Origin of the sequence: Glaesserella parasuis (genome assembly GCF_002015085.1) — a bacterium.
Taxonomy (GTDB): Bacteria; Pseudomonadota; Gammaproteobacteria; order Enterobacterales; family Pasteurellaceae; genus Glaesserella; species Glaesserella parasuis.
On record NZ_MUXW01000005.1, the window covers coordinates 17155 to 36759 of the forward strand.

The following is a 19605-nucleotide window of genomic DNA, read 5'->3' on the forward strand; positions in this document are numbered from 1 at the left end:
TATTTACTAGAAACTTTTCTCAAAACTCAAATAAACTCGATTTCGTTTATACGAATAAAGATCCACTAAATTTGAGTTCACTCGCTGATATTGATAGCTGATTTTCGGTGTAATTCCCCAAAAATGCAGGTTACGATGCCAAAGTGTAACATTCAAACCTAACTCTCTATCTTTGCGTATCTGATTAAAAATGCGGTGAGCTTGGTCAAATTCACGTTTGCCATAACTGAGCTGAATACGGCTGGAAATTCCGCCCCACCATTCTTGCCCCCAACCAATTCGCCCTGTATAACGTTTTGAGGCTAAAGAACGTTCTAACGTCCGATCTCGCAACAAATCTACACCACCATAGAGATAACTTTTCGCATCAAAGGCATAGAGTAGCGTAGCAGAACCAAATAATGTTGTGCTATCTGCAAGCTGATTTTCGCCCCGATGTTTGAGCTTGCCCATTTCGCCAGCCGTAGAAAGCTGCCATTGTGATGTAAGCCAATGCTCTACTTCTCCCCGAACGCCATAGCCGTGATTATAGCGATGATTACCATACCAACGCATTTCATAATAAGGCAAAAAAGCAAGACGACTTTGAGCATTTTGATATTGATAGCCAAGACTTGAACGGTTTTGCTGATCGTCAAATTGATGATTATCCCAATAGGATTTTCCACTAAATTGGTTCTCAAAATGTAGATAATGGGATCCGCTAACATTCCAATTCTTAGCCAAATTCAGATGGTAGCTCAACCCATTTGCTGATTGCGGTAATGATTCTTCCGTTTTCTTAAACGGCACATTCCCCACTCGAACATAAGGCGAGCTTGAGGCATTATTAACATTGCTTTCGTGCAAATAATTCACACCAAAATCGAATGACCAGTCTGAACGTTTCTGAATGGCAGCAATATATTGTTCCACCCCATTTGCAATTTGTGGAGGCAATCCGTCCGCTTGTAGCTTACGAAATTGTGCAAGTGAGGCTTCGTTTTGCCGATCTTCAAACAACATTTGTGCTAAACGAAAACGCACAGGCTGAAAATTAGGGTGCTTCGCAATAATGCCACGATAGAGATCGATTGCTGTTTTATAGTCCCCCTGACTTGCCAAAATAATGCCGTTAGCATAATCGATCAGTATCAAATCGGGATTGGGCGTTTGTTGATAAATCCGAACCAGCTCAGGCAATAAATGAAATTGTCGGCTATCAATCGCCCGATTTAACATTTGACGAGTAAGTTCGGGCTTACTGATCAGCTCTTGGGTTAAAGTGATTTCCCCATTATTTGCCGATTTTTCTGAAAAAATAACCGCTTGTACTGGTAATGTTGGCTCGGCGGATTTGATTTCCAATTCGGGAGTAGCGTTTGCTACTAGGGGGATAAAAAGGGTAAGGGGTAGGAGTTTTTTCATAAGATAGATTTATTGACTTTTTCTGTTTATTTTTTACTATCACGCTAAAGATGATAGCGGTATAAATTTAATGAGAATTTTTAAATCTAAACATTTTGATAAATTTGCCCGTAAAGAACGTATTTCAAACGATACGTTAAGAAATGCCATTAACGACATTGAAAATGGTCTGATTGATGCCGATTTAGGTTCTGGCGTTATCAAACAGCGTTTACCCAAATCCCTTGATGGCAAAGCATTTATAGAGGTATCCAATGAGCCAATACAACAGCCCAGCAAATGCGGCGATCCACGAATTGATGAGTGATTTACACGACGTTGGTTTGGTTGATAAAACAACAATGCGGAGTTTTGATAAACGTTGTTTAACGCCAGTCAAAACGCTCGCTCCCAACGAGATCCGAGAAATCAGAGAGAAAGAAAATTTTTCTCAAGCTGTTTTTGCTCACTACTTAAATGTAAGTAGCAATCTTGTTTCCGAATGGGAACGAGGTGTAAAAAAACCAAGTGGTGCTGCACTGAAACTGCTTTCTTTAGTACAACATAAAGGCATTTCTGCAATAGCTTAGATTTTAGGTGGGGATGATCCCCGCCCTTACGATTGATTATTGGCGTTTGCCACCAAAGCTAATATCTGTCCCAGCGGTTCCAACGACTTCTTCTGCATTAGGTCCAGAAAAAACACCTTTATAATCTAGGTTATTATCTACTTTTCCAGAGAAAATAAGATTTCCTTGATCTGAAATATTTATATTTCCCTTTTCCAAGACATAATTTTTACCATTTAGATTGGCTATATTCCCTTTGACACTTTCATTTTTAAAATCTGCAATTAAAGAAAATTCTCCTTCATATACATTTTTTGTATCTATATTATAGTTTTCTATTCCTAATGCTTTACCTTGATAAGTTGCGATTACAGGGGTTTTAATATATTCTGAATTTTGAGATGTCGGCAAAGCGACATAACCTGCTGATCTTCTCAGATCATCATCATTTATATTATCGGAATAAGACCAATTTAAATAAGTAGAGTATTCTTGGTTAATAAAATGAACATTAGCAACTTGGAATGTCTGTTTTTCGCCAGAAATTGATTGGCGGCTTGCATATACAGGTAAAATCTGAACATTATTGGATATTGTATTTTTATTAAAATCAATCCCATTTTGTAAAACTAAGCTCTCAGATGCCCCGATTGGGTCAAGATACCATGCTTTTCCATCAATATAAGCATGTTCGGCATATCCTTTTAAACCATCACCTCTTGCTATATGTCGCCATTCTCCACTTTGGGTTAAAAATGCCCATTTTTTAGCTTCTTCTTCCGCTTCTAAGCGTTTTCTTTCTGCTTCGGCTCTTATAGGAGCTAATTCTTCTTCCAATGACGCAATTTTGTCTTGAGCTTCAGCTAAATCTTTAGCCGCTTTATCTGCAGCCGATTGAGCTTTCGCTTTTTCTTCTGCAGTTGCATTTTCAGCATCTTTTAAAGCTTGCAGTGCTTTTGCCAATTCAGCCTCCGCCTTTGCTTTAGCTGCTTCACTTGCTTTTACTTTTTCAGAAGCTTGGTTTGCATTATCCTGCGCAGATTTAACCGCTTGTTGCTCTGCTTCCACCTGTTTTTTCAAGGCTTCAATTTGCTTTGCTTGTTCGGGGTTATTAGCCGGTGCAGATGAGCCACCGCCACCACCGCCTGAGCTACAAGCTGTTACACCTAATGAAACTAAAATCGCCATTGCTGCTGTTTTAACTGACAAACGCATAGAAAGTCCTTATTTTAATGTGTTATTTAATGAAAATATGTGTAAAATACGAACTATTCTAAAAGCAGGCTTTACATTCTGCTAACAACAAACTGTGTGGAAAATCCACTCAATTTGTGGGTGGAAAAAGAAAGAGAGGAATGATTTGTGAGTGTAAATGAGAAAATCCGTATGGTGCGTGAAATGAACCAGTGGTCACAGGAAGAAATGGCTGAAAAAATGAATATGTCCACCAACGGTTACGCTAAAATTGAACGTGGTGAAACTAAGCTCAATTTGCATAAACTCGAACAAATCGCTCAAATTTTTAATATTGATGTGTTGGAGTTGATGAATTGTGAGGGAAAAGGCGTTCTCTTTTTAATGAATGAACACGCTAATAATACTAACTATTATGGAAATCCTGAAAATCTCACTGCCGAAATTGAAAAACTAAAACTCACTATTGCCCATAAAGACGAGATGTTGGCTCAGAAAAATGAAGAAATCATTGCTTTGAAAGAGATTATTTCATTGTTAAAGAAAAAAGATGATTAAATAAGATAAACCTAATAAATCAAATCCCTTCTAAGAATGAAAGCTATATACTCACTTTTTACAATTTTTTGCTTAAATTTGACCGCTTGCACTCCCAAAGTGCAACTTGAAACACCACCTGAAGGTATTACGATTAATATGAATGTGGTTGTAGATCATAAAATTGAAGTTACCATGGATAAAGAATCCAAAGCGATTATAAAAACAAGGCAGCCGTAATTATCAAAAACAATTTTAGAAAAATACTTGAGGAATAAGAAGTAAATGAGCGTGAAAAATCACGCTCATTTCATTTTTACTAAGCCTTCACTGCCGCGAACGCCACCATATTAATGATACGGCGAACAGAAGACACTGGGTTAAGAATATGTGCTGATTTATTCATACCTAATAGGATAGGTCCTACGGTAATTGCTGTTGTCGTCGCTCTTAATAGGTTATAGCTGATACGAGCAGCCTCCATATTTGGCATTATAAGTAAATTTGCCGAACCTTTTAATGGGCTATCTGGCATATAATCACGGCGTAATTTTTCCGATAAGGCTAAATCACCGTGCATTTCACCATCAATCATTAACGCAGGATCACGCTCTCTCACAATCTCTAACACTTTACGCATTTTTGGTGCGCCTAGCATATTTGATGAACCAAAATTAGAGTGTGAAAGTAGTGCCACCGCAGGCTCAATACCAAAACGACGAATTTCTCTTGCTGCCATTAAGGTAATTTCAGCGAGTTCTTCCGCCGTTGGATCTGCATTAACATAGGTATCAGTAATAAAAACGTTTCCTGTCGGTAAAACCAAACTGTTTAATGCAGCGGGTACTTTTACGCTTTCTTTTACACCAATAATGTCACGAATAGCTTCTAAATGGCGACTATATGTGCCAAACAAGCCACACACTAATCCATCAGCATAACCCATTTCAACGAGCAATGAAGCAATGACTGTTGTATTTGAGGTTACAACACGTTTAGCTATCGCTTCGGTAATCCCTTTGCGTTTCATTATGCTGTAATAACGTTTCCATAACTCATCGTGTTGGCTGTTATGTTCATTATCAATAACATCAAAATCTTGCCCTGCAACGATATGTAGCCCCAATTTTTTGATTTTGGCTTTAATAATTTCCGTACGTCCAATTAAGACTGGATATGCCAAGCCCATAGAAACCACTTCTTGTGTCGCGTGTAATACTTTGTCCTCTTCCCCTTCTGCAAGCACGATACGTTTTTTCTCTGCTTTTGCTTGGCTGAAAATCGGCTTCATAAAGAGGTTGGTTTTATAGACAAACTGAGTTAATTTCTCGTGGTAGGCTTCCCAATCCGTAATCGGGCGAGTAGCAACACCTGATTCCATCGCTGCTTTTGCAACTGCTGGGGCAATGCGTACAATTAAACGAGGGTCAAATGGACGTGGGATAATATAATCCGCACCAAAGGTTGTCCCCTCTCCACCATAGGCAGAAGTGACCACCTCATTTTGCTCTGCAAGGGCTAAATCAGCAATCGCATAAACCGCCGCACGTTTCATCTCTTCATTGATCGTTGTTGCCCCTACGTCTAAAGCACCACGGAAAATGAATGGGAAACAAAGTACGTTATTAACTTGGTTTGGATAGTCTGAACGACCTGTACAAACAATCGCATCTGGACGAGCAGCTTTCGCTTCCGGCGGTGTAATTTCTGGATTTGGATTAGCTAATGCTAAGATAATCGGGTGAGCCGCCATTGTTCTAACCATATCCTGCGTTAAAGCACCCGCTGCAGAACAGCCTAAGAAAATATCTGCATTTGGCATCGCATCGCCTAATGTCCGCCAGCCATTATCATCAATCGCATAATGTTTCTTGGTGTCGTCCATACGATCGTCACGATCTTTATAGATCACCCCTTTTGAGTCGCAGACAACGATATTTTCACGCTTCATACCTAAGGATACAAGCAAGTTCAAGCAAGCAATAGAAGCCGCCCCTGCACCTGATGCAACTAAACGCACCTCTTCAATTTTTTTATCCACAATACGCAACGCATTAATCACTGCTGCCGCACTGATAATTGCAGTACCGTGCTGATCATCGTGGAATACAGGAATGTTCAATCGTTCACGCAATTTTTGTTCGATATAAAAACATTCTGGTGCTTTAATATCTTCAAGATTGATACCACCAAAGGTAGGTTCAAGAGAAGCGATAATTTCAACTAATTTTTCAGGATCTTTCTCATTAATTTCGATGTCAAATACATCAATTCCTGCAAATTTCTTAAACAGAACGCCCTTCCCTTCCATCACAGGCTTACCTGCTAATGCACCGATATTGCCTAAACCTAACACGGCAGTTCCGTTTGAAATCACGGCAACTAAGTTACCTTTTGAAGTATAACGATAGGCAGCCGCTGGGTCTTTTTCAATTTCTAAACACGGCTCAGCAACCCCTGGCGAATAAGCTAATGCAAGATCACGTTGCGTTGCGAGGGATTTAGTCGGGGTAACTTCAATTTTACCAGGGATAGGAAATTCGTGGAAATCAAGTGCTGCTTGGCGTAATTGAGATTTGTCATCCATAGTTGTGTCCTTTATACAATTGAATAAATGAAATCATCAGTATTCTACCTAAATTTTGGGAGGAATATTGTGATATAGCTCTAATTTTTTAACAAATAATTAAAAAGTATAGAAAGGAATAATCTCTAATTAAATGAGACGTTTAATCATGATGCCAAAATTAAGTATTATTTGAAATAAGTATTATAGAGCGATACTATGATCAGTAATTGAAAGAAAATCAAGAAGTTAATTGAGGGCAGAGCTGTTTTATACAACAAGCTCTGCAAAATAATGTGATTGTTAGACGCTATAGAGAATATTTTTTTGCAGTATCTTTCAACAAGGTCTGCAATTCACCTTTTTGGAACATTTCGAGAACAATATCACAACCACCAATTAATTCTCCATCTACCCATAATTGAGGAAATGTTGGCCAATTTGCGTATTTTGGTAATTCAGCTCGAATATCTGGATTCGATAAAACATCAACATACCCAAATGGAACTTGGCAATTTACAATAGCTTCTGAAGCACGAGCAGAAAAGCCACAGGATGGGAATTTAGGAGAGCCTTTCATATAAAGAAGAATGGGATTCTCGCTGATTTGTTTTTGGATTTTTTCTATAGTTTCCATGTTTTTCCTCATTGATCAATAAGAATATGTACCCTATTCTAATGTGAAACAGAATTTTCTGCAATTTGCCATTAACATCTTCTAAAGTATTTCTGTGGATTATAGTCCACTTATTCCAAATCATTTCATTAAAATATCTGCCAATATTTGTTCTTTTAATCCACTTTGTCGTTGAATTTCTGCTTTTACTGCTTGTTTCCAAATTTTTTCTTCACTAAACAAGGTAAACTGTTTTTTAGCACGGGTAATCGCCGTATAAATCAGTTCTTTTGTTAATACTGGCGAATGAGAAAGTGGCATTACCAATAAAGTATGATCAAATTCAGAACCTTGTGATTTATGCACGGTCATTACATAGGCGGGTTCATAACTTGGCAAACGACTAAGGGAAATGTCTAAATGTTTTCCATTTTGTTCTGTTTCAAAATATACTCTCAATCTTCCTGCTTCATCTGGAAGAATTAAGCCAATATCACCACTAAAGATATGAAGTTGAGGGGCATTTTCGGTAATCAAAATTGGCTTGCCAATGTAGCTGTCTCGGCTATGTTTAAAATGTAATAAACGTGCTTGTAATAAGGCTTCTGCAATGGTTTGATTTAATCGTTCTACGCCCAATTCACTGACGCGTAAGGCTGACAAAAAGCGTACTTGTTGGAATGCTTTAAATATCTCACCGATAGACACGGCTTCTGGGGAAAGTACTCGAGCTTTCACTTTGTTCAAGTAATCGGAATATAACTCCACCGCTTTTTCTACCACGCTATTTACACAGTGTTGTATCCATTGTGATTTTTCAGGAAAATCCGTGACTTTAGGGTAACACGCTAATGTTAAATCATCATAAGCTCTATTCGTTAAAATCTGCCACGATTTCACCGCTTGTTGGGTGTTCACTTGTTTAGCTAACTGCCCAATCCCTGAATTTTCGTCAAAACGAAAACTTCGACGAAGATGACATAATGAATTACAAATTGCGGGGACATTTTCCACTGTAGGATAAATTTGATGTTCTGTTACCTCAGTTAGATAGTCACTATGCTCATTGCTATAACCAAATCTGATCAAACTACCCAACTCCCCCATTAAATTTCCAGCTTCTACAGAAGCAAGTTGATCTTTATCCCCAAGCATAATCAAACGGGTATCTGGTTTTAAGGCATTCAACAGTTTTTCCAGTATGAAGAGATCGATCATTGACGCTTCGTCCACGACTAACAGATCTAAATGCAGTGGATTTTGAGCGTGATGACGAGGTAGATCACTATGGGGATTAATGCCGATTAACGAATGGATTGTTGAGGCTCTGGTTGGTACTTCTGCTTTCAAACTGTCAGGAATATCAAGGCTAGCGAGATTATTTGAAATAGCTTCTTTTAAACGAGCGGCAGCTTTTCCTGTCGGAGCAGCAAGGGCAATCTTAAAAAGCGGTTGGTTCTGTTTTAACTGTTTAAGCTGTAATGCTGCAAGTAAAATGGCAACTGTTCGGGTTTTGCCTGTACCTGGACCGCCTGAAATCAGACAGAAGCGTTTAGTTAATGCCGTTGCAACAGCAACTTTTTGCCAATCCGTGTCAGCTTGTTTTGGAAAAAAGCGTTGTAGAATTTGACGATGAAGATCGATATCTGCTTTTTTTAAATCCAAACTTACCGCGTGTTGTAAATAGTGTGCTATACGATACTCTGCCTGCCAATAGCGATAAAAATACAGCCGCCCCTGTTGAAATAATAAAGGGGCAACCTGTGTAGGATCTTGGCTAAAAGCAATATGGTTATGTAGCAACGACTGCCACTTAAGCGGTGAAATTCCCTCAATTTTTTGCAAAATCTCCGTATGAAAATCACTGCTGAAATTCTTTTTTTGCAAGCCAAAAGGATTGGTTGTTAAATCAGAATTTAAACGAACACAACTATGTCCTTGCATCACATTAAAAGAAACTAATGCACTCAGAAAGATAGCTAAATTCTGCTGTTGAGCTGTATAGTTATAATCCTGCTGTTTCTGATCAATCATCTTTGCAAATTGATAGTTTAATTCAGAAATCACATTCTCCGTTTTTAAGGCATAAAGTAGGGATAACATAAGCAAAATTTTGATAGGAATTGATGGAAGCAGTATATAAAAAAATCCACGCATTTGCGTGGATTTTTTAAGACAATATTTGTTAAAAATCAGAACTGATAAGAAGCGTTCAATTTAATATTGCGCCCAGCCCCTTCCATTAAGCTAAATGCAGGTTGGAATTTTTTATCAAAGACATTCTCGATCATCATATCCAAACGTAAATTACGCCATTCGCCAGAAGGGGTGTAACTTGCTTTTAAATCTGTGAGAGTATAACTTGGATAAGTCATTGCGTGTGTTTTAGGCACTCGTTTCTGACTTGCATAGTGAGTGATATTCGCTCCAACCATAAATGTTTGAGGCACTATCGCGTAATCAATAGTAAAGCCTAATTTATTCGCTGGAATATTGGATAAGGCTTCCTGTGTCTGGCGATTTTTGCCTTTTGTTTGAGCATAATTCAATCCCAATGCTAAACGTTCTTGCTGGTAAGCGAATTCTAGTTCATACCCTGTTAAGCGAGCATTTTCTACATTTCGATACTGCGAGAGAGATGGAATCATATCTCTTTGTGAAGCTCGGAAAATATCAAGATGAATAAAATCTTTGACATCATTTTGGAAATAAGTCGCATTGAATATGAATTTATCTTGATGCACAAAGAGATTATCAAAATGAACTTTCGCCGCAATTTCTTTATTTTTCGCGGTTTCTGGGCGCAAGTTTGGATTACTTACAAAGGTATTATTAAATGAGCGTCCCATTAAATTTGTACCAAAGTGAGAGCCGCTAACAAAACGTTCTTGCATTGATGGCGTACGGAAAGCTTCATTATAACGAGCACTTAGATCTAGCCAATCCGTTGCTTTCCAAGTCGCTGCGATTGATGGAGACCAACGACTTGCACTATATTTGGCTTCGTCGCTTTGCGTTTTAAAATGATCATAACGAACGCTTGGCGAAACAATAATGCGTTCATTCCATAATGGAATATGTGTTAAAAGATAAAATGCATTGTTTTTAGATTTAGCATCATAATTATTCGGGCGGAATGGTGTTGTGGCATTTTTCTCACGCTGCGTTACTACTCGGTCTGAAATAAAATCTACACCATAGTTTAGGGCTAACCAATTTAGATCCGTCGAATTGCGTATGCTTAAACCCACAGAGCTGAGTTTTGTTTGATCTTGCAAACCGCTTGCAATACGCTGTTCTTTTTCTTTTGTGCTGTTACGATATAGTGTCAATTGGCTATTGATATAATCATTATCTTTAGGGTTAAAGTAGTAGTGTAGTGCGCTACTTTGGTCTGTGATTTTTTGTTTAGCTCGATAACTTACACTTCCAAGTACTGATGTGAGTCCTTCATAGAAAGCAGACATCTCGGTAGGAGCAGCATTTAGATTATTTCGGTGCCAGTTTCCAATAAGTTGTATCACATCTTGGTCGGTAAATTCTTCAGCAACTTCATTGTTAGTTGGGGCAATTTGTTCAAAATGACTTAAACGATGAGAAAGCTCAAGGCGATTTTCATCATTAATTTGCCAACCAAATTTAAAAAGTCCGCCTTTTTGAGTATAGCGACTGTCTACTAATTTTTTACTGTCTGCTAAACGCAAATCATCAGCGTGGTTATAAAAGCCACTCACTAGTCCATCAAACTTCTCATTTGCAGCAAAGACACTGACATCTGTTTCAGAGAGAGAATTGGCAGATTGATATCCTTGATGAATTTTTGCTCCAATTTGTTGATTATCTTTTAATAAATCAAGTGCATTTGGTGTTCTGATCGCAACAATTCCTCCTAATGCACCACTTCCCCATAAAGTACTTGTAGGGCCTTTGATCACTTCTATTTCTTGAGTTAGTGCCATAGGTAAAAAATATGAACCTCGGTGAGATAAGTCAAAATTTTGGCGAACCCCATCAATCACCTGAACAACACGATTGCCACTTAAGCCTCGAATAATAGGCTTTTGCGCTATTCCTCTTGAGCCGCCAGCAATGTCCACGTTTGTAATCTGTTTAAGTGCATCTGCCGTACTTATTGGTTGTTGGGTTAATAATTGATTTTTGTTTAAGGTCGCTTTCTGACTTGTGTGATTTGTCCAGTGAAATGCGTCTCTACTTGCAATAACAGAGATTTCAGCGAGTTCAGCTGAAACATTGTTATCTGCAAGGGATAAAGTAGGCAAAGAGAGAAAGAGGGCTGTATAAATTTTTGATAGTCTCATTTTAATTGCTCCTTTTAGTTTGAATAATAAATATCCTACAAAAGATATTGTAAATTATCAATAATGATATTGATAATTCTTATCATTTGATTAAAAATAAACGATAAAAAGAGTTTTAACAGATTGTTAATAAAGGAGACCTATCAAAATGAAACATTTTCATAGAAAAAATGTAATTACTGGAATCATTCTTTCGTGTGTTGCTGGATTTACTTATGCAAATCCAATGCTAGATTCAGGAACATTGAACAAGCAGTTGGAACAGACACGCCAGATGCAAGCAGCAAAAGTAAAACCCTCTGGTGAGCTGTTCAAAACACCAACACGAGAAGAGAATCTTCCAGCCAACAAAGAAAGTCTTAAATTCCGTTTAGATTCAGTGAAATTGCTTGAGTTGGACGGAAATGAAATTAAAGATAATCTGACATCTATCACCTCGCCTTATCTTCATCAAGAAATTACCTTAGATGACTTAAATCGGTTAGCTCAACAAATTACTAACTATTATCGTGATAATAATTATCTTGTCGCTAAAGCTTTTATTCCACCACAAGAAATTAATAATGGTGAATTGCAAATTTTCGTGATAAAGGGAGCGCTTGATCAGGTGGTAGTTAGAAATGGAAGCCGTTTAAAAGAAGATTTGGTTATGCGGATGGTGAATACCACTGTAAAAAGTCATTCATATTTGGTTAAGAATGAGCTAGAAAAGTTGGCTCTATTACTCAATGACATTAAAGGAATTACCTCAGCATTATCTTTGAAAGCAGGACAAAATACGGGTAAAACAGATCTTACGGTTAATCTTAAAGATAATAAACGTTGGAATGGATATATTTCCATTGATAATCAAGGAAATAATAATACTGGAAAATATAGAACAACATTAGGAAATAAAATTTATAACCTAGTTGGGCTTGGCGATGAATTACATTTTGATGTACTTGCTTCTAATACCTTCGATTTGTATAACCTAAGAGCAGATTATTCTTTTATTATTGATGGATATGGCACAAGAGTTGGCGTAAATTCAAACTATTTAAAATATAAATTAGGTGCGAATTTTAAAGACCTTAATGCTCAAGGAAGTACTTATAATTTAGGTGGTTATATTACTCACCCTACTATTAGAACTGCAAGTTTAAGATTAGATAGCAAATTAGCATTTAATCATCAGAAATTATCAGATGAACAAAAATCTGTTGATTTACAACAAAAACGGAAAGTAAATACGACTAGCATAGGACTGGGTGGTTCTTGGAATAGTATAAAAGAAGGCGTTACCTATTTTTCTTTCAATACTATTTTTGGGAAAGAAAGCCATTCAACGAATGAGAAAAAACACTATTTATCAGAGAATTACCAACCTAAACGTACATTTACGACATTTAATTATTCACTATCTCACGAACAATTTTTACCTAAATCCTTCAGTATTACGTTGGCTGTTAGTGGGCAATTAACCGATAAAAATCTAGATAGTGGCAATAAATTCCTATTAGGTGGATTATCAGGAGTAAAAGGATATCAAGCAGGCACTGTTTCTGTTGATGAGGGGCATATTATCCAAGCGGAACTAAAACATTACTTACCTGTTTTCTCAAAAAGTATGTTAGTAAGCTCACTCTTTTATGATGAGGGTTTTGGAAAACAATATAAAAATACCGAGAAATTATCAGAGTCTGTTGAGAATAAAGTCCGTTTAAAAAGCATCGGAGTTGGTTTGAATTTAATTGAACCTAATCATTATTCTATCAATTTAGCTTATTCAAAACCTATTGGTAAAAAATATAACAATGTAGATAAAAATCAATTTTGGTTATCTGCAATTAAAACATTTTAATTAAGGAGAACATAAATGCGTAAACAAACTTTACTTTCCATAGCTATTTCAACGGCACTTAGTACAGCAAATATTTATGCTGCAGATTTACCTCAAAATCATAAAATTACAGACGGCAATGCACAAATTAACACCTTAAATAAGACAATGACAATTACTCAAGAATCACCCAGAGTGAGTATTGAGTGGGAAAGTTTTGATATTGGAAAACAAAATAGTGTTGAATTTAAACAGCCTGATTCAACCGCTATTGCTTATAATCGTGTTATGGGCGGAAATGCAAGTCAAATACAAGGTAAATTGCAAGCAAATGGTCGTGTGTTTCTTGCTAATCCTAACGGAATTATTATTACGAAAGATGCTCAAGTGAATGTGGGTAGCTTACTTGCTACAACTAAAGATCTTGAAAAAATTAGCAATAGTAATAATTTCAACTTTACTCCACGCCAAAATCATAAAACCGCTGAAGGAAAAATTATTAATGAGGGTAAAATTGTTGCAAATGGCGAAAATGCGTTTGTCGCTTTACTTGGAAATGATGTTGAAAATAAGGGAATAATTGAAGCTAAATACTTTAAACAAGAGAAAAAAGTTAAAGGTCGCTATTGTAATAGTATTTGGGGAGAAGCAAGTGATTGTCGTGAAAATAATCCTTGGGGATTTAAGTGGATTGATTTTGAACGTGATGAAACCATTGAAAGCCCCGGACAAGTAGTGTTGGGGGCTGGCGGAAAATTTAGCTTAGAATTAGATACAACATCTATTGATTTAGATCTTGAAGAAAATACAGTAAATAGTATTGTGAAAAATTCAGGTTCTATTATTACTGAAGATGGTTATATTGAGCTAACTGCTAAGGGAAAAAGTGAGTTAATTAATAACCTTGTTAATAATGATGGATTATTACAGGCTGATAATGTTGTAATGTCTCGCTCTGGAAAAATAACCTTATTTTCTGATGATATCCAATTTGGAAAAAATAGTGATATTCAAGCTGAAAGTTTAGAAATAAAAGCGAAAAAGAATGAAATTAACTTAAATGCTGAAAAAGGCGCAAAACTTACTGTTAAAGATAGCATTGATTTTTCAACTAGTAGTTATTTTGAACCAGCTATAAAAAAAGTTAATCTGAGTGGCGATTTAATTCGAGAAGATAAAAACTATTATGATGATGGTTCTAAAAAATTAAAGACAAAAGTTAATCTGAAATTAGCCGATAATCTTGATATTGGAAATAAAAAAGTAGGTGAGAATTCTTTTGTAAGCAGTAATTTTTTAGGTTCTTTACTTGGTATTTCAGGAGAAGTAAATCTAAATGCACATAATTTTGATATTTCAGGTGATATAAATATAGATTCATATAAAGATACTGATTCAGTTTTATTATTAAATACACAATTAAATTATACTAATCCTAGCTATATTCGTTTTAATAAAGCAAATATAGATACTAAAAATGGGCGTTTATTTATTGCGACAGATTTAATGGATAAAAATTTTGCGGATAAAGGCATTTCAGATATTCAGATTATAGATAGTAAATTTAATTTCAATAATGGCGCTATTGTATTGGGCAGAAATGGTTTAAGAAGAAATTTAGAAGATTCTAGAACTTGTATTAATCTTGCCTATTGTTTAGAAGATACTCAAAGATCGCCTTTTAGCGTAAATATTAGTAATTTGCAGCTTGATAAAGTTGATGATTTTGTCATTGTTGGTGGCTTTAATAATGTTGATATTGATCGTCTTACTCATATAGGAAGAGGTAATTTCTATATTTATGGGGGATATTCCTATAATAAAGAAAAACCAAGCTATGACTATGCGATTTTCAATACCAAAGATAGAGCGTTGCGTACAGAAAGAAATCATACTCAAAGACGATGGAAGTTCAATAATAATTTACGTCAATGGATTAATAATGAGTTCCTATATGCATTTGATTGGTGGACAGCTACAAATAATAGTTATGACAAAATTAAACAAGAAGTTATTAAAACACCTAAAAGCCATTTAGAAACGACAATTAATATTCGTAATAGTAATATAAAAACGAATGATGGTTTTATTAATCTTATGGCAAAAAATATTAATTTAACCGACAGCCAATTTAATGTTACTTTTGATCGAAATATGTCTTTTGAATCTGATTACGATCGTATCCATAAAATTGGGTTAAGTGCAGATAAAACGATTTTAGATCACACATCATTAAATATTCAGGGGGCTGAAAAACTGAATGTTTCACCGAGTTCAAAAATGAAAGCGGCAACAATGTATGTTGTTGGGGATTTAGAAGGGCGAAATAGCAGTTCGATTAACCTGAAAAGCCATCAAGGTTATACGTTGATGACAGATAAAAATGCAACATTACGCGGTGAAAAATCAAAAAATGATTTAACGATTACTTTGTTAAATACTGGACCTAAACCTGCACCTGAAATTGGTATTACAGGCTCTGCTGATAATGATGCGAATGCAGCTAACTTTGCTTTAGCACTAGGTGATGCTACAAAGACAACGATTGAGAATGCAACGGTTATCGCACTAGCTCCAAATGGCGCTAAAGCCTATTACAGCCATAAAGATATGCCTATCGTGCTAAAAAATACTGATTTTACATTTTATGAGCAACCGAGAGAAACAAACTATGGTGATGATGAGTTGGCTGGAGATGGGAATATCAAAAGACTTAATGAGCGTCAATTAAATACGATATTAGATAAACTTAACGGACTCAAGCCAACTTATCTATCTCGCGAACAGAGTAATTTAGTTGAAAATAATAAGTCGGGAGTTAAATCTCTACAATCTGAAGCACTAGAAGATGAGAAGAGTGTTGTTGTCTCTATTTGTGATGAAAACAATAAATGTGAAGATCGAATTATTGGCAATAAACATACCGATGCCAAAGTCTCAGTAGGCGAAATTCGTTAGATTAAATTTGAGAGAATAAAAAAATCCACGCATTTGCGTGGATTTTTATCGACTTAGTAGATTATTCTACGCGTAAGATGCGGCAAGTATTTGTACCACCTTCTTTTAACTCATCACCATGAGTTAGTAGCACTAAATCTCCGGTCATTAAGTAGCCTTGTTCTTTCAGTAGAGCGATTGCTTTTTTCGCACCTTCAATAGTACGGCTGTCTTGATCGTAATGAACTGGGGTTACACCACGGTATAACGCACAACGATTTAACGCTTGTTCGTTACGAGAAAGGGCATAGATTGGTAAGCCTGAGCTGATACGGCTCATTAATTTTGCGGTTTCACCTGAGTTGGTTAATGCGATAATTGCAGAAACGCCTTCTAAGTGGTTTGCAGTGTACATTGCAGACATTGCCACAGCTTCATCTACATTTTCAAATTTACCTTCCATACGGTGACGTGAAACATTGATGCTTGGCATTGTTTCAGCACCTAAACAGACTTCCGCCATTGATTTTACTGTTTCAACTGGGTAGTCGCCGTTTGCCGTTTCACCTGAAAGCATTACCGCGTCAGTGCCATCTAATACTGCGTTTGCTACGTCCATAACTTCTGCACGGGTTGGCATTGGTTTTTTGATCATTGATTCCATCATTTGCGTTGCGGTAATTACAACACGGTTCAATTTGCGTGAACGACGGATAAGTTTTTTCTGAACGCCAACTAATGCTGCGTCACCGATTTCAACACCTAAGTCACCACGAGCCACCATAATAACGTCTGCACCTAAAATGATGTCGTTCATTGCTTCTTCAGTTGCAACGGTTTCAGCACGTTCTACTTTAGCGACAATTTTAGTGTCTAATCCCGCTTCTTTTGCTAATTGACGAGCATAGTTTAAATCTGCACTTGATTGTGGGAAAGATACCGCTAGGTAATCCACGCCAATTTTCGCTGCAAGTTTAATATCTTCTTTATCTTTGTCCGTTAATGCTGGAGCAGATAAACCGCCACCTAATTTGTTGATACCTTTGTTGTTTGATAATGGACCGCCCACGATAACTTCAGTAAATACTTTAGCGCCGTCAATAGAAAGCACTTTTAATTGAACGTTACCATCATCTAATAAAAGAATATCGCCTGGAACGACATCGTTTGGTAGGTTTTTATAGTCTAAACCAACCGCTTCTTGATGACCTTCGCCTTTTGGTAATTCTGCATCTAAGGTAAATTTATCACCGATGTTTAAGAAAATTTTGCCTTCTTTGAAGGTAGAAACACGGATTTTAGGGCCTTGTAAGTCACCTAAAATCGCAACGTGTTTGCCTAAACGTTTTGCAATTTCACGCACTTTTTCTGCACGAGAGATATGATCTTCAGGCACACCGTGAGAAAAGTTCATACGAACCATATTTGCACCAGCAGCAATGATTTTTTCTAACGTATTGCCACGATCTGTAGCTGGACCCATTGTACAAACGATTTTGGTTCTTCTGAGTTTACGAGACATTATTCAATTACTCCATTGTTTAAATTGTGAAAAATAGAAATCTTTTATCTGTTGCTTGCAACAACAAAAAACGCCGTGCATTATACGCCTAAAAGTGTTCTGTTTAAACCACGAAGAGGATAAACCGATGAATATTTGGATCATGCGACACGGCAAAGCAGGTTTCAATGCCCCAACTGATGCACAGAGAAACTTAACTGAACAGGGTAAATTGATGGCATATCAACAAGGGCAATGGCTTGCAAAAAGGCTTGAAAATCAACAAATTAAATTAGATAAAGTGATCATTAGCCCCTACCTTCGCACACAGCAAACGGCACAAGCCGTAGAACAAGGTATGCAAGCGGTCAACACTATGCAAAGTTTTGCAAATCTTGCGGAAACATGGGAAGAGATTACCCCTGACGGAAATCCCGACACAGTGATTGATTATCTTGCATTTCTACGAGAAGAGGGAGCGAAGCATGTGCTGATTATCTCTCACTTGCCCCTTGTCTTTGACTTAGTCTATCAACTAACACAGCAGAGAGTACATTTTTCTCCTGCGGTTATAGCAGAAATATCCAAGGTTGAAGGGAAAAACCATCTGTCCGTTATTGTTCCTAGAAATTCACAATAAACCCTAAAATGTGATCTTAGTCACAAAATACAGTTAACGGTATCTAAACTAGGAAATTTTCTTATTCTATTTAGGGGATTCTCTCAAGGAGCAATGAAATAATTTTCTTAAAATTTAAACATCTTTTTAAAAATATCAGAGGAAATTATGTTTTCATTTTTAGCTGAAGTTAGACGCCCAGTCTTAGATCTATCCCTAGAAGAAAGACGGAAAATGTGGTTCAAACCTTTTATGCAATCTTATTTAGTTGTATTTATCGGTTATATGGCAATGTACTTGATTCGTAAGAATTTCAACATCGCACAAAATGATATGATCGAAACTTACGGTTTAACTAAAACAGATTTAGGACTTATTGGCTTAGGTTTTTCAATTACTTATGGTATTGGGAAAACCGTAGTCTCTTATTATGCTGATGGTAAAAATACAAAACAATTTGTACCATTTATGCTTATTCTTTCAGCTATCTGTATGCTTGGCTTTAGTGCTAGTATGGGAGGAGGGAGCATTGCACTGTTCTTAATGATTTCATTCTATGCACTTAGTGGCTTTTTCCAAAGTACAGGGGGATCATCTAGCTACTCCACAATTACTAAATGGACGCCTAGAAAGAAACGAGGAACATTTTTGGGTTTCTGGAATTTATCACACAATGTAGGTGGTGCGGCAGCTGCTGGAGTTGCATTATTCGGAGCTAATGTCTTCTTTAATGGACATGTCATTGGAATGTTTGTATTTCCATCAATTATTGCATTAATTATTGGATTTATAGGATTACGCTATGGTTCTGATTCTCCTGAGGCATATGGTTTAGGTAAAGCGGAAGAATTATTTGGGGAGGAAATTAGTGAGGAAGATCGTAATACTGAAGAAAATCAACTGACCAAATGGCAGATATTTGTTCAATATGTATTAAGAAATAAAGTTATTTGGCTACTATGCTTTGCTAACATTTTTCTATATATTGTTCGTATTGGTATTGATCAGTGGTCCCCAGTATATGCCTATCAAGAATTAGGATTTTCAAAAGATGCTGCTATTTCCGGTTTTGCTCTATTTGAAGTCGGGGCATTAGTGGGTACATTCTTATGGGGATATTTATCTGATTTAGCAAATGGTCGTCGTGCCTTAACCGCTTGTATTGCCCTAGGTCTGATTGTTTTTACTCTTGAGTTCTATCAGTTTGCAACTAATGAATTTATGTATTTAACGGCATTGTTTGCTTTAGGCTTTTTAGTATTTGGTCCTCAATTACTGATTGGCGTGGCTGCTGTTGGGTTTGTCCCTAAAAAAGCAATTGCTGTTGCTGATGGTGTGAAAGGTACCTTTGCTTACTTAATTGGAGATAGTTTTGCAAAACTAGGATTAGGAATGATTGCTGACGGTACTCCAATTTTTGGTCTAACCGGATGGAGTGGTACTTTTGCAGCACTTCATGCATCAGCAATTACTTGTATTGGATTGTTAGCCTTCGTTGCAATCGCAGAAGAGAAAAAAATTCGTAAAAGATAGAATATG

15 protein-coding genes are annotated in these 19605 nt (G+C 36.7%); 8 read left to right on the top strand and 7 right to left on the bottom strand.

Features of this window, described 5'->3' with window-relative positions; translation table 11 throughout:
• Nucleotides 1-6: 6 nt before the first annotated feature.
• Complete coding sequence (locus B0183_RS02760; protein ID WP_043896754.1) at nt 7-1407, bottom strand: surface lipoprotein assembly modifier; 1401 nt, start codon at nt 1405-1407, stop codon at nt 7-9.
• A gap of 70 nt (nt 1408-1477) precedes the next feature.
• Between B0183_RS02760 and B0183_RS02765 the strand changes: the two genes are divergently transcribed.
• Both B0183_RS02765 and B0183_RS02770 read left to right on the top strand, forming a co-directional pair.
• Nucleotides 1478-1714, top strand: a complete 237-nt coding sequence (locus tag B0183_RS02765; protein WP_021119428.1) for a type II toxin-antitoxin system RelE/ParE family toxin — start codon at nt 1478-1480, stop codon at nt 1712-1714.
• Entirely contained in the window at nt 1662-1976 is a 315-nt protein-coding gene (locus tag B0183_RS02770; protein ID WP_026916793.1) for a helix-turn-helix domain-containing protein, read from the top strand. The genes B0183_RS02765 and B0183_RS02770 overlap by 53 nt, the downstream gene beginning before the upstream one ends.
• A gap of 36 nt (nt 1977-2012) precedes the next feature.
• Here B0183_RS02770 and B0183_RS02775 read toward each other — a convergent pair whose 3' ends face one another.
• Entirely contained in the window at nt 2013-3170 is a 1158-nt protein-coding gene (locus B0183_RS02775; RefSeq protein WP_042905745.1) for a factor H binding protein domain-containing protein, read from the bottom strand.
• 147 nt (nt 3171-3317) lie between these two features.
• Between B0183_RS02775 and B0183_RS02780 the strand changes: the two genes are divergently transcribed.
• A complete protein-coding gene (locus B0183_RS02780; RefSeq protein ID WP_021118680.1) occupies nt 3318-3707 on the top strand; it encodes a helix-turn-helix domain-containing protein in 390 nt (129 codons plus the stop codon).
• A gap of 36 nt (nt 3708-3743) precedes the next feature.
• Entirely contained in the window at nt 3744-3926 is a 183-nt protein-coding gene (locus B0183_RS02785; RefSeq protein ID WP_035520889.1) for a YnbE family lipoprotein, read from the top strand.
• 79 nt (nt 3927-4005) lie between these two features.
• Here the strand turns inward: B0183_RS02785 and B0183_RS02790 are convergent, their stop codons facing one another.
• From B0183_RS02790 to B0183_RS02805, 4 genes are all read right to left on the bottom strand, one after another.
• Nucleotides 4006-6273 (bottom strand): NADP-dependent malic enzyme, encoded by a 2268-nt coding sequence (locus tag B0183_RS02790; RefSeq protein WP_010786032.1) that lies wholly within the window; start codon nt 6271-6273, stop codon nt 4006-4008.
• A 289-nt stretch (nt 6274-6562) separates the two neighbouring features.
• Nucleotides 6563-6889: a Grx4 family monothiol glutaredoxin gene (gene grxD / locus B0183_RS02795; protein ID WP_010786031.1), complete on the bottom strand. Its 327-nt coding sequence runs from the start codon at nt 6887-6889 to the stop codon at nt 6563-6565.
• Between the two features lie 120 nt (nt 6890-7009).
• Entirely contained in the window at nt 7010-8971 is a 1962-nt protein-coding gene (gene recD / locus B0183_RS02800) for an exodeoxyribonuclease V subunit alpha (protein WP_078208325.1), read from the bottom strand.
• Between the two features lie 89 nt (nt 8972-9060).
• On the bottom strand, nt 9061-11187 hold the full coding sequence (locus B0183_RS02805; protein WP_078208293.1) for a TonB-dependent hemoglobin/transferrin/lactoferrin family receptor: 2127 nt from the start codon (nt 11185-11187) through the stop codon (nt 9061-9063).
• A gap of 148 nt (nt 11188-11335) precedes the next feature.
• Here B0183_RS02805 and B0183_RS02810 point away from each other — a divergent pair, with 148 nt between their 5' ends.
• A complete protein-coding gene (locus B0183_RS02810; protein WP_078208294.1) occupies nt 11336-13030 on the top strand; it encodes a ShlB/FhaC/HecB family hemolysin secretion/activation protein in 1695 nt (564 codons plus the stop codon).
• Between the two features lie 15 nt (nt 13031-13045).
• Nucleotides 13046-15967, top strand: coding sequence for a two-partner secretion domain-containing protein (locus B0183_RS02815; RefSeq protein ID WP_078208295.1), 2922 nt, complete (start codon nt 13046-13048; stop codon nt 15965-15967).
• A gap of 61 nt (nt 15968-16028) precedes the next feature.
• Here B0183_RS02815 and pyk read toward each other — a convergent pair whose 3' ends face one another.
• A complete protein-coding gene (pyk, locus tag B0183_RS02820) occupies nt 16029-17468 on the bottom strand; it encodes a pyruvate kinase (protein ID WP_021113250.1) in 1440 nt (479 codons plus the stop codon).
• Nucleotides 17469-17595: 127 nt separating this feature from the next.
• Here pyk and sixA point away from each other — a divergent pair, with 127 nt between their 5' ends.
• Together sixA and uhpT are read left to right on the top strand one after the other, a co-directional pair.
• Entirely contained in the window at nt 17596-18087 is a 492-nt protein-coding gene (gene sixA / locus B0183_RS02825) for a phosphohistidine phosphatase SixA (RefSeq protein WP_038514462.1), read from the top strand.
• Nucleotides 18088-18234: 147 nt separating this feature from the next.
• Nucleotides 18235-19599, top strand: a complete 1365-nt coding sequence (gene uhpT, locus B0183_RS02830) for a hexose-6-phosphate:phosphate antiporter (RefSeq protein WP_021114564.1) — start codon at nt 18235-18237, stop codon at nt 19597-19599.
• The last annotated feature ends 6 nt before the right edge of the window (nt 19600-19605 follow it).

Coding starts and splice junctions, on each gene's coding strand:
- B0183_RS02760 (WP_043896754.1), bottom strand. CDS start 1,407: ATGAAAAAACTCCTACCCCTTACCCTTTTTATCCCCCTAGTAGCAAAC.
- B0183_RS02765 (WP_021119428.1), top strand. CDS start 1,478: ATGAGAATTTTTAAATCTAAACATTTTGATAAATTTGCCCGTAAAGAA.
- B0183_RS02770 (WP_026916793.1), top strand. CDS start 1,662: ATGAGCCAATACAACAGCCCAGCAAATGCGGCGATCCACGAATTGATG.
- B0183_RS02775 (WP_042905745.1), bottom strand. CDS start 3,170: ATGCGTTTGTCAGTTAAAACAGCAGCAATGGCGATTTTAGTTTCATTA.
- B0183_RS02785 (WP_035520889.1), top strand. CDS start 3,744: ATGAAAGCTATATACTCACTTTTTACAATTTTTTGCTTAAATTTGACC.
- B0183_RS02790 (WP_010786032.1), bottom strand. CDS start 6,273: ATGGATGACAAATCTCAATTACGCCAAGCAGCACTTGATTTCCACGAA.
- grxD (WP_010786031.1), bottom strand. CDS start 6,889: ATGGAAACTATAGAAAAAATCCAAAAACAAATCAGCGAGAATCCCATT.
- recD (WP_078208325.1), bottom strand. CDS start 8,971: ATGTTATCCCTACTTTATGCCTTAAAAACGGAGAATGTGATTTCTGAA.
- B0183_RS02805 (WP_078208293.1), bottom strand. CDS start 11,187: ATGAGACTATCAAAAATTTATACAGCCCTCTTTCTCTCTTTGCCTACT.
- B0183_RS02810 (WP_078208294.1), top strand. CDS start 11,336: ATGAAACATTTTCATAGAAAAAATGTAATTACTGGAATCATTCTTTCG.
- B0183_RS02815 (WP_078208295.1), top strand. CDS start 13,046: ATGCGTAAACAAACTTTACTTTCCATAGCTATTTCAACGGCACTTAGT.
- pyk (WP_021113250.1), bottom strand. CDS start 17,468: ATGTCTCGTAAACTCAGAAGAACCAAAATCGTTTGTACAATGGGTCCA.
- sixA (WP_038514462.1), top strand. CDS start 17,596: ATGAATATTTGGATCATGCGACACGGCAAAGCAGGTTTCAATGCCCCA.
- uhpT (WP_021114564.1), top strand. CDS start 18,235: ATGTTTTCATTTTTAGCTGAAGTTAGACGCCCAGTCTTAGATCTATCC.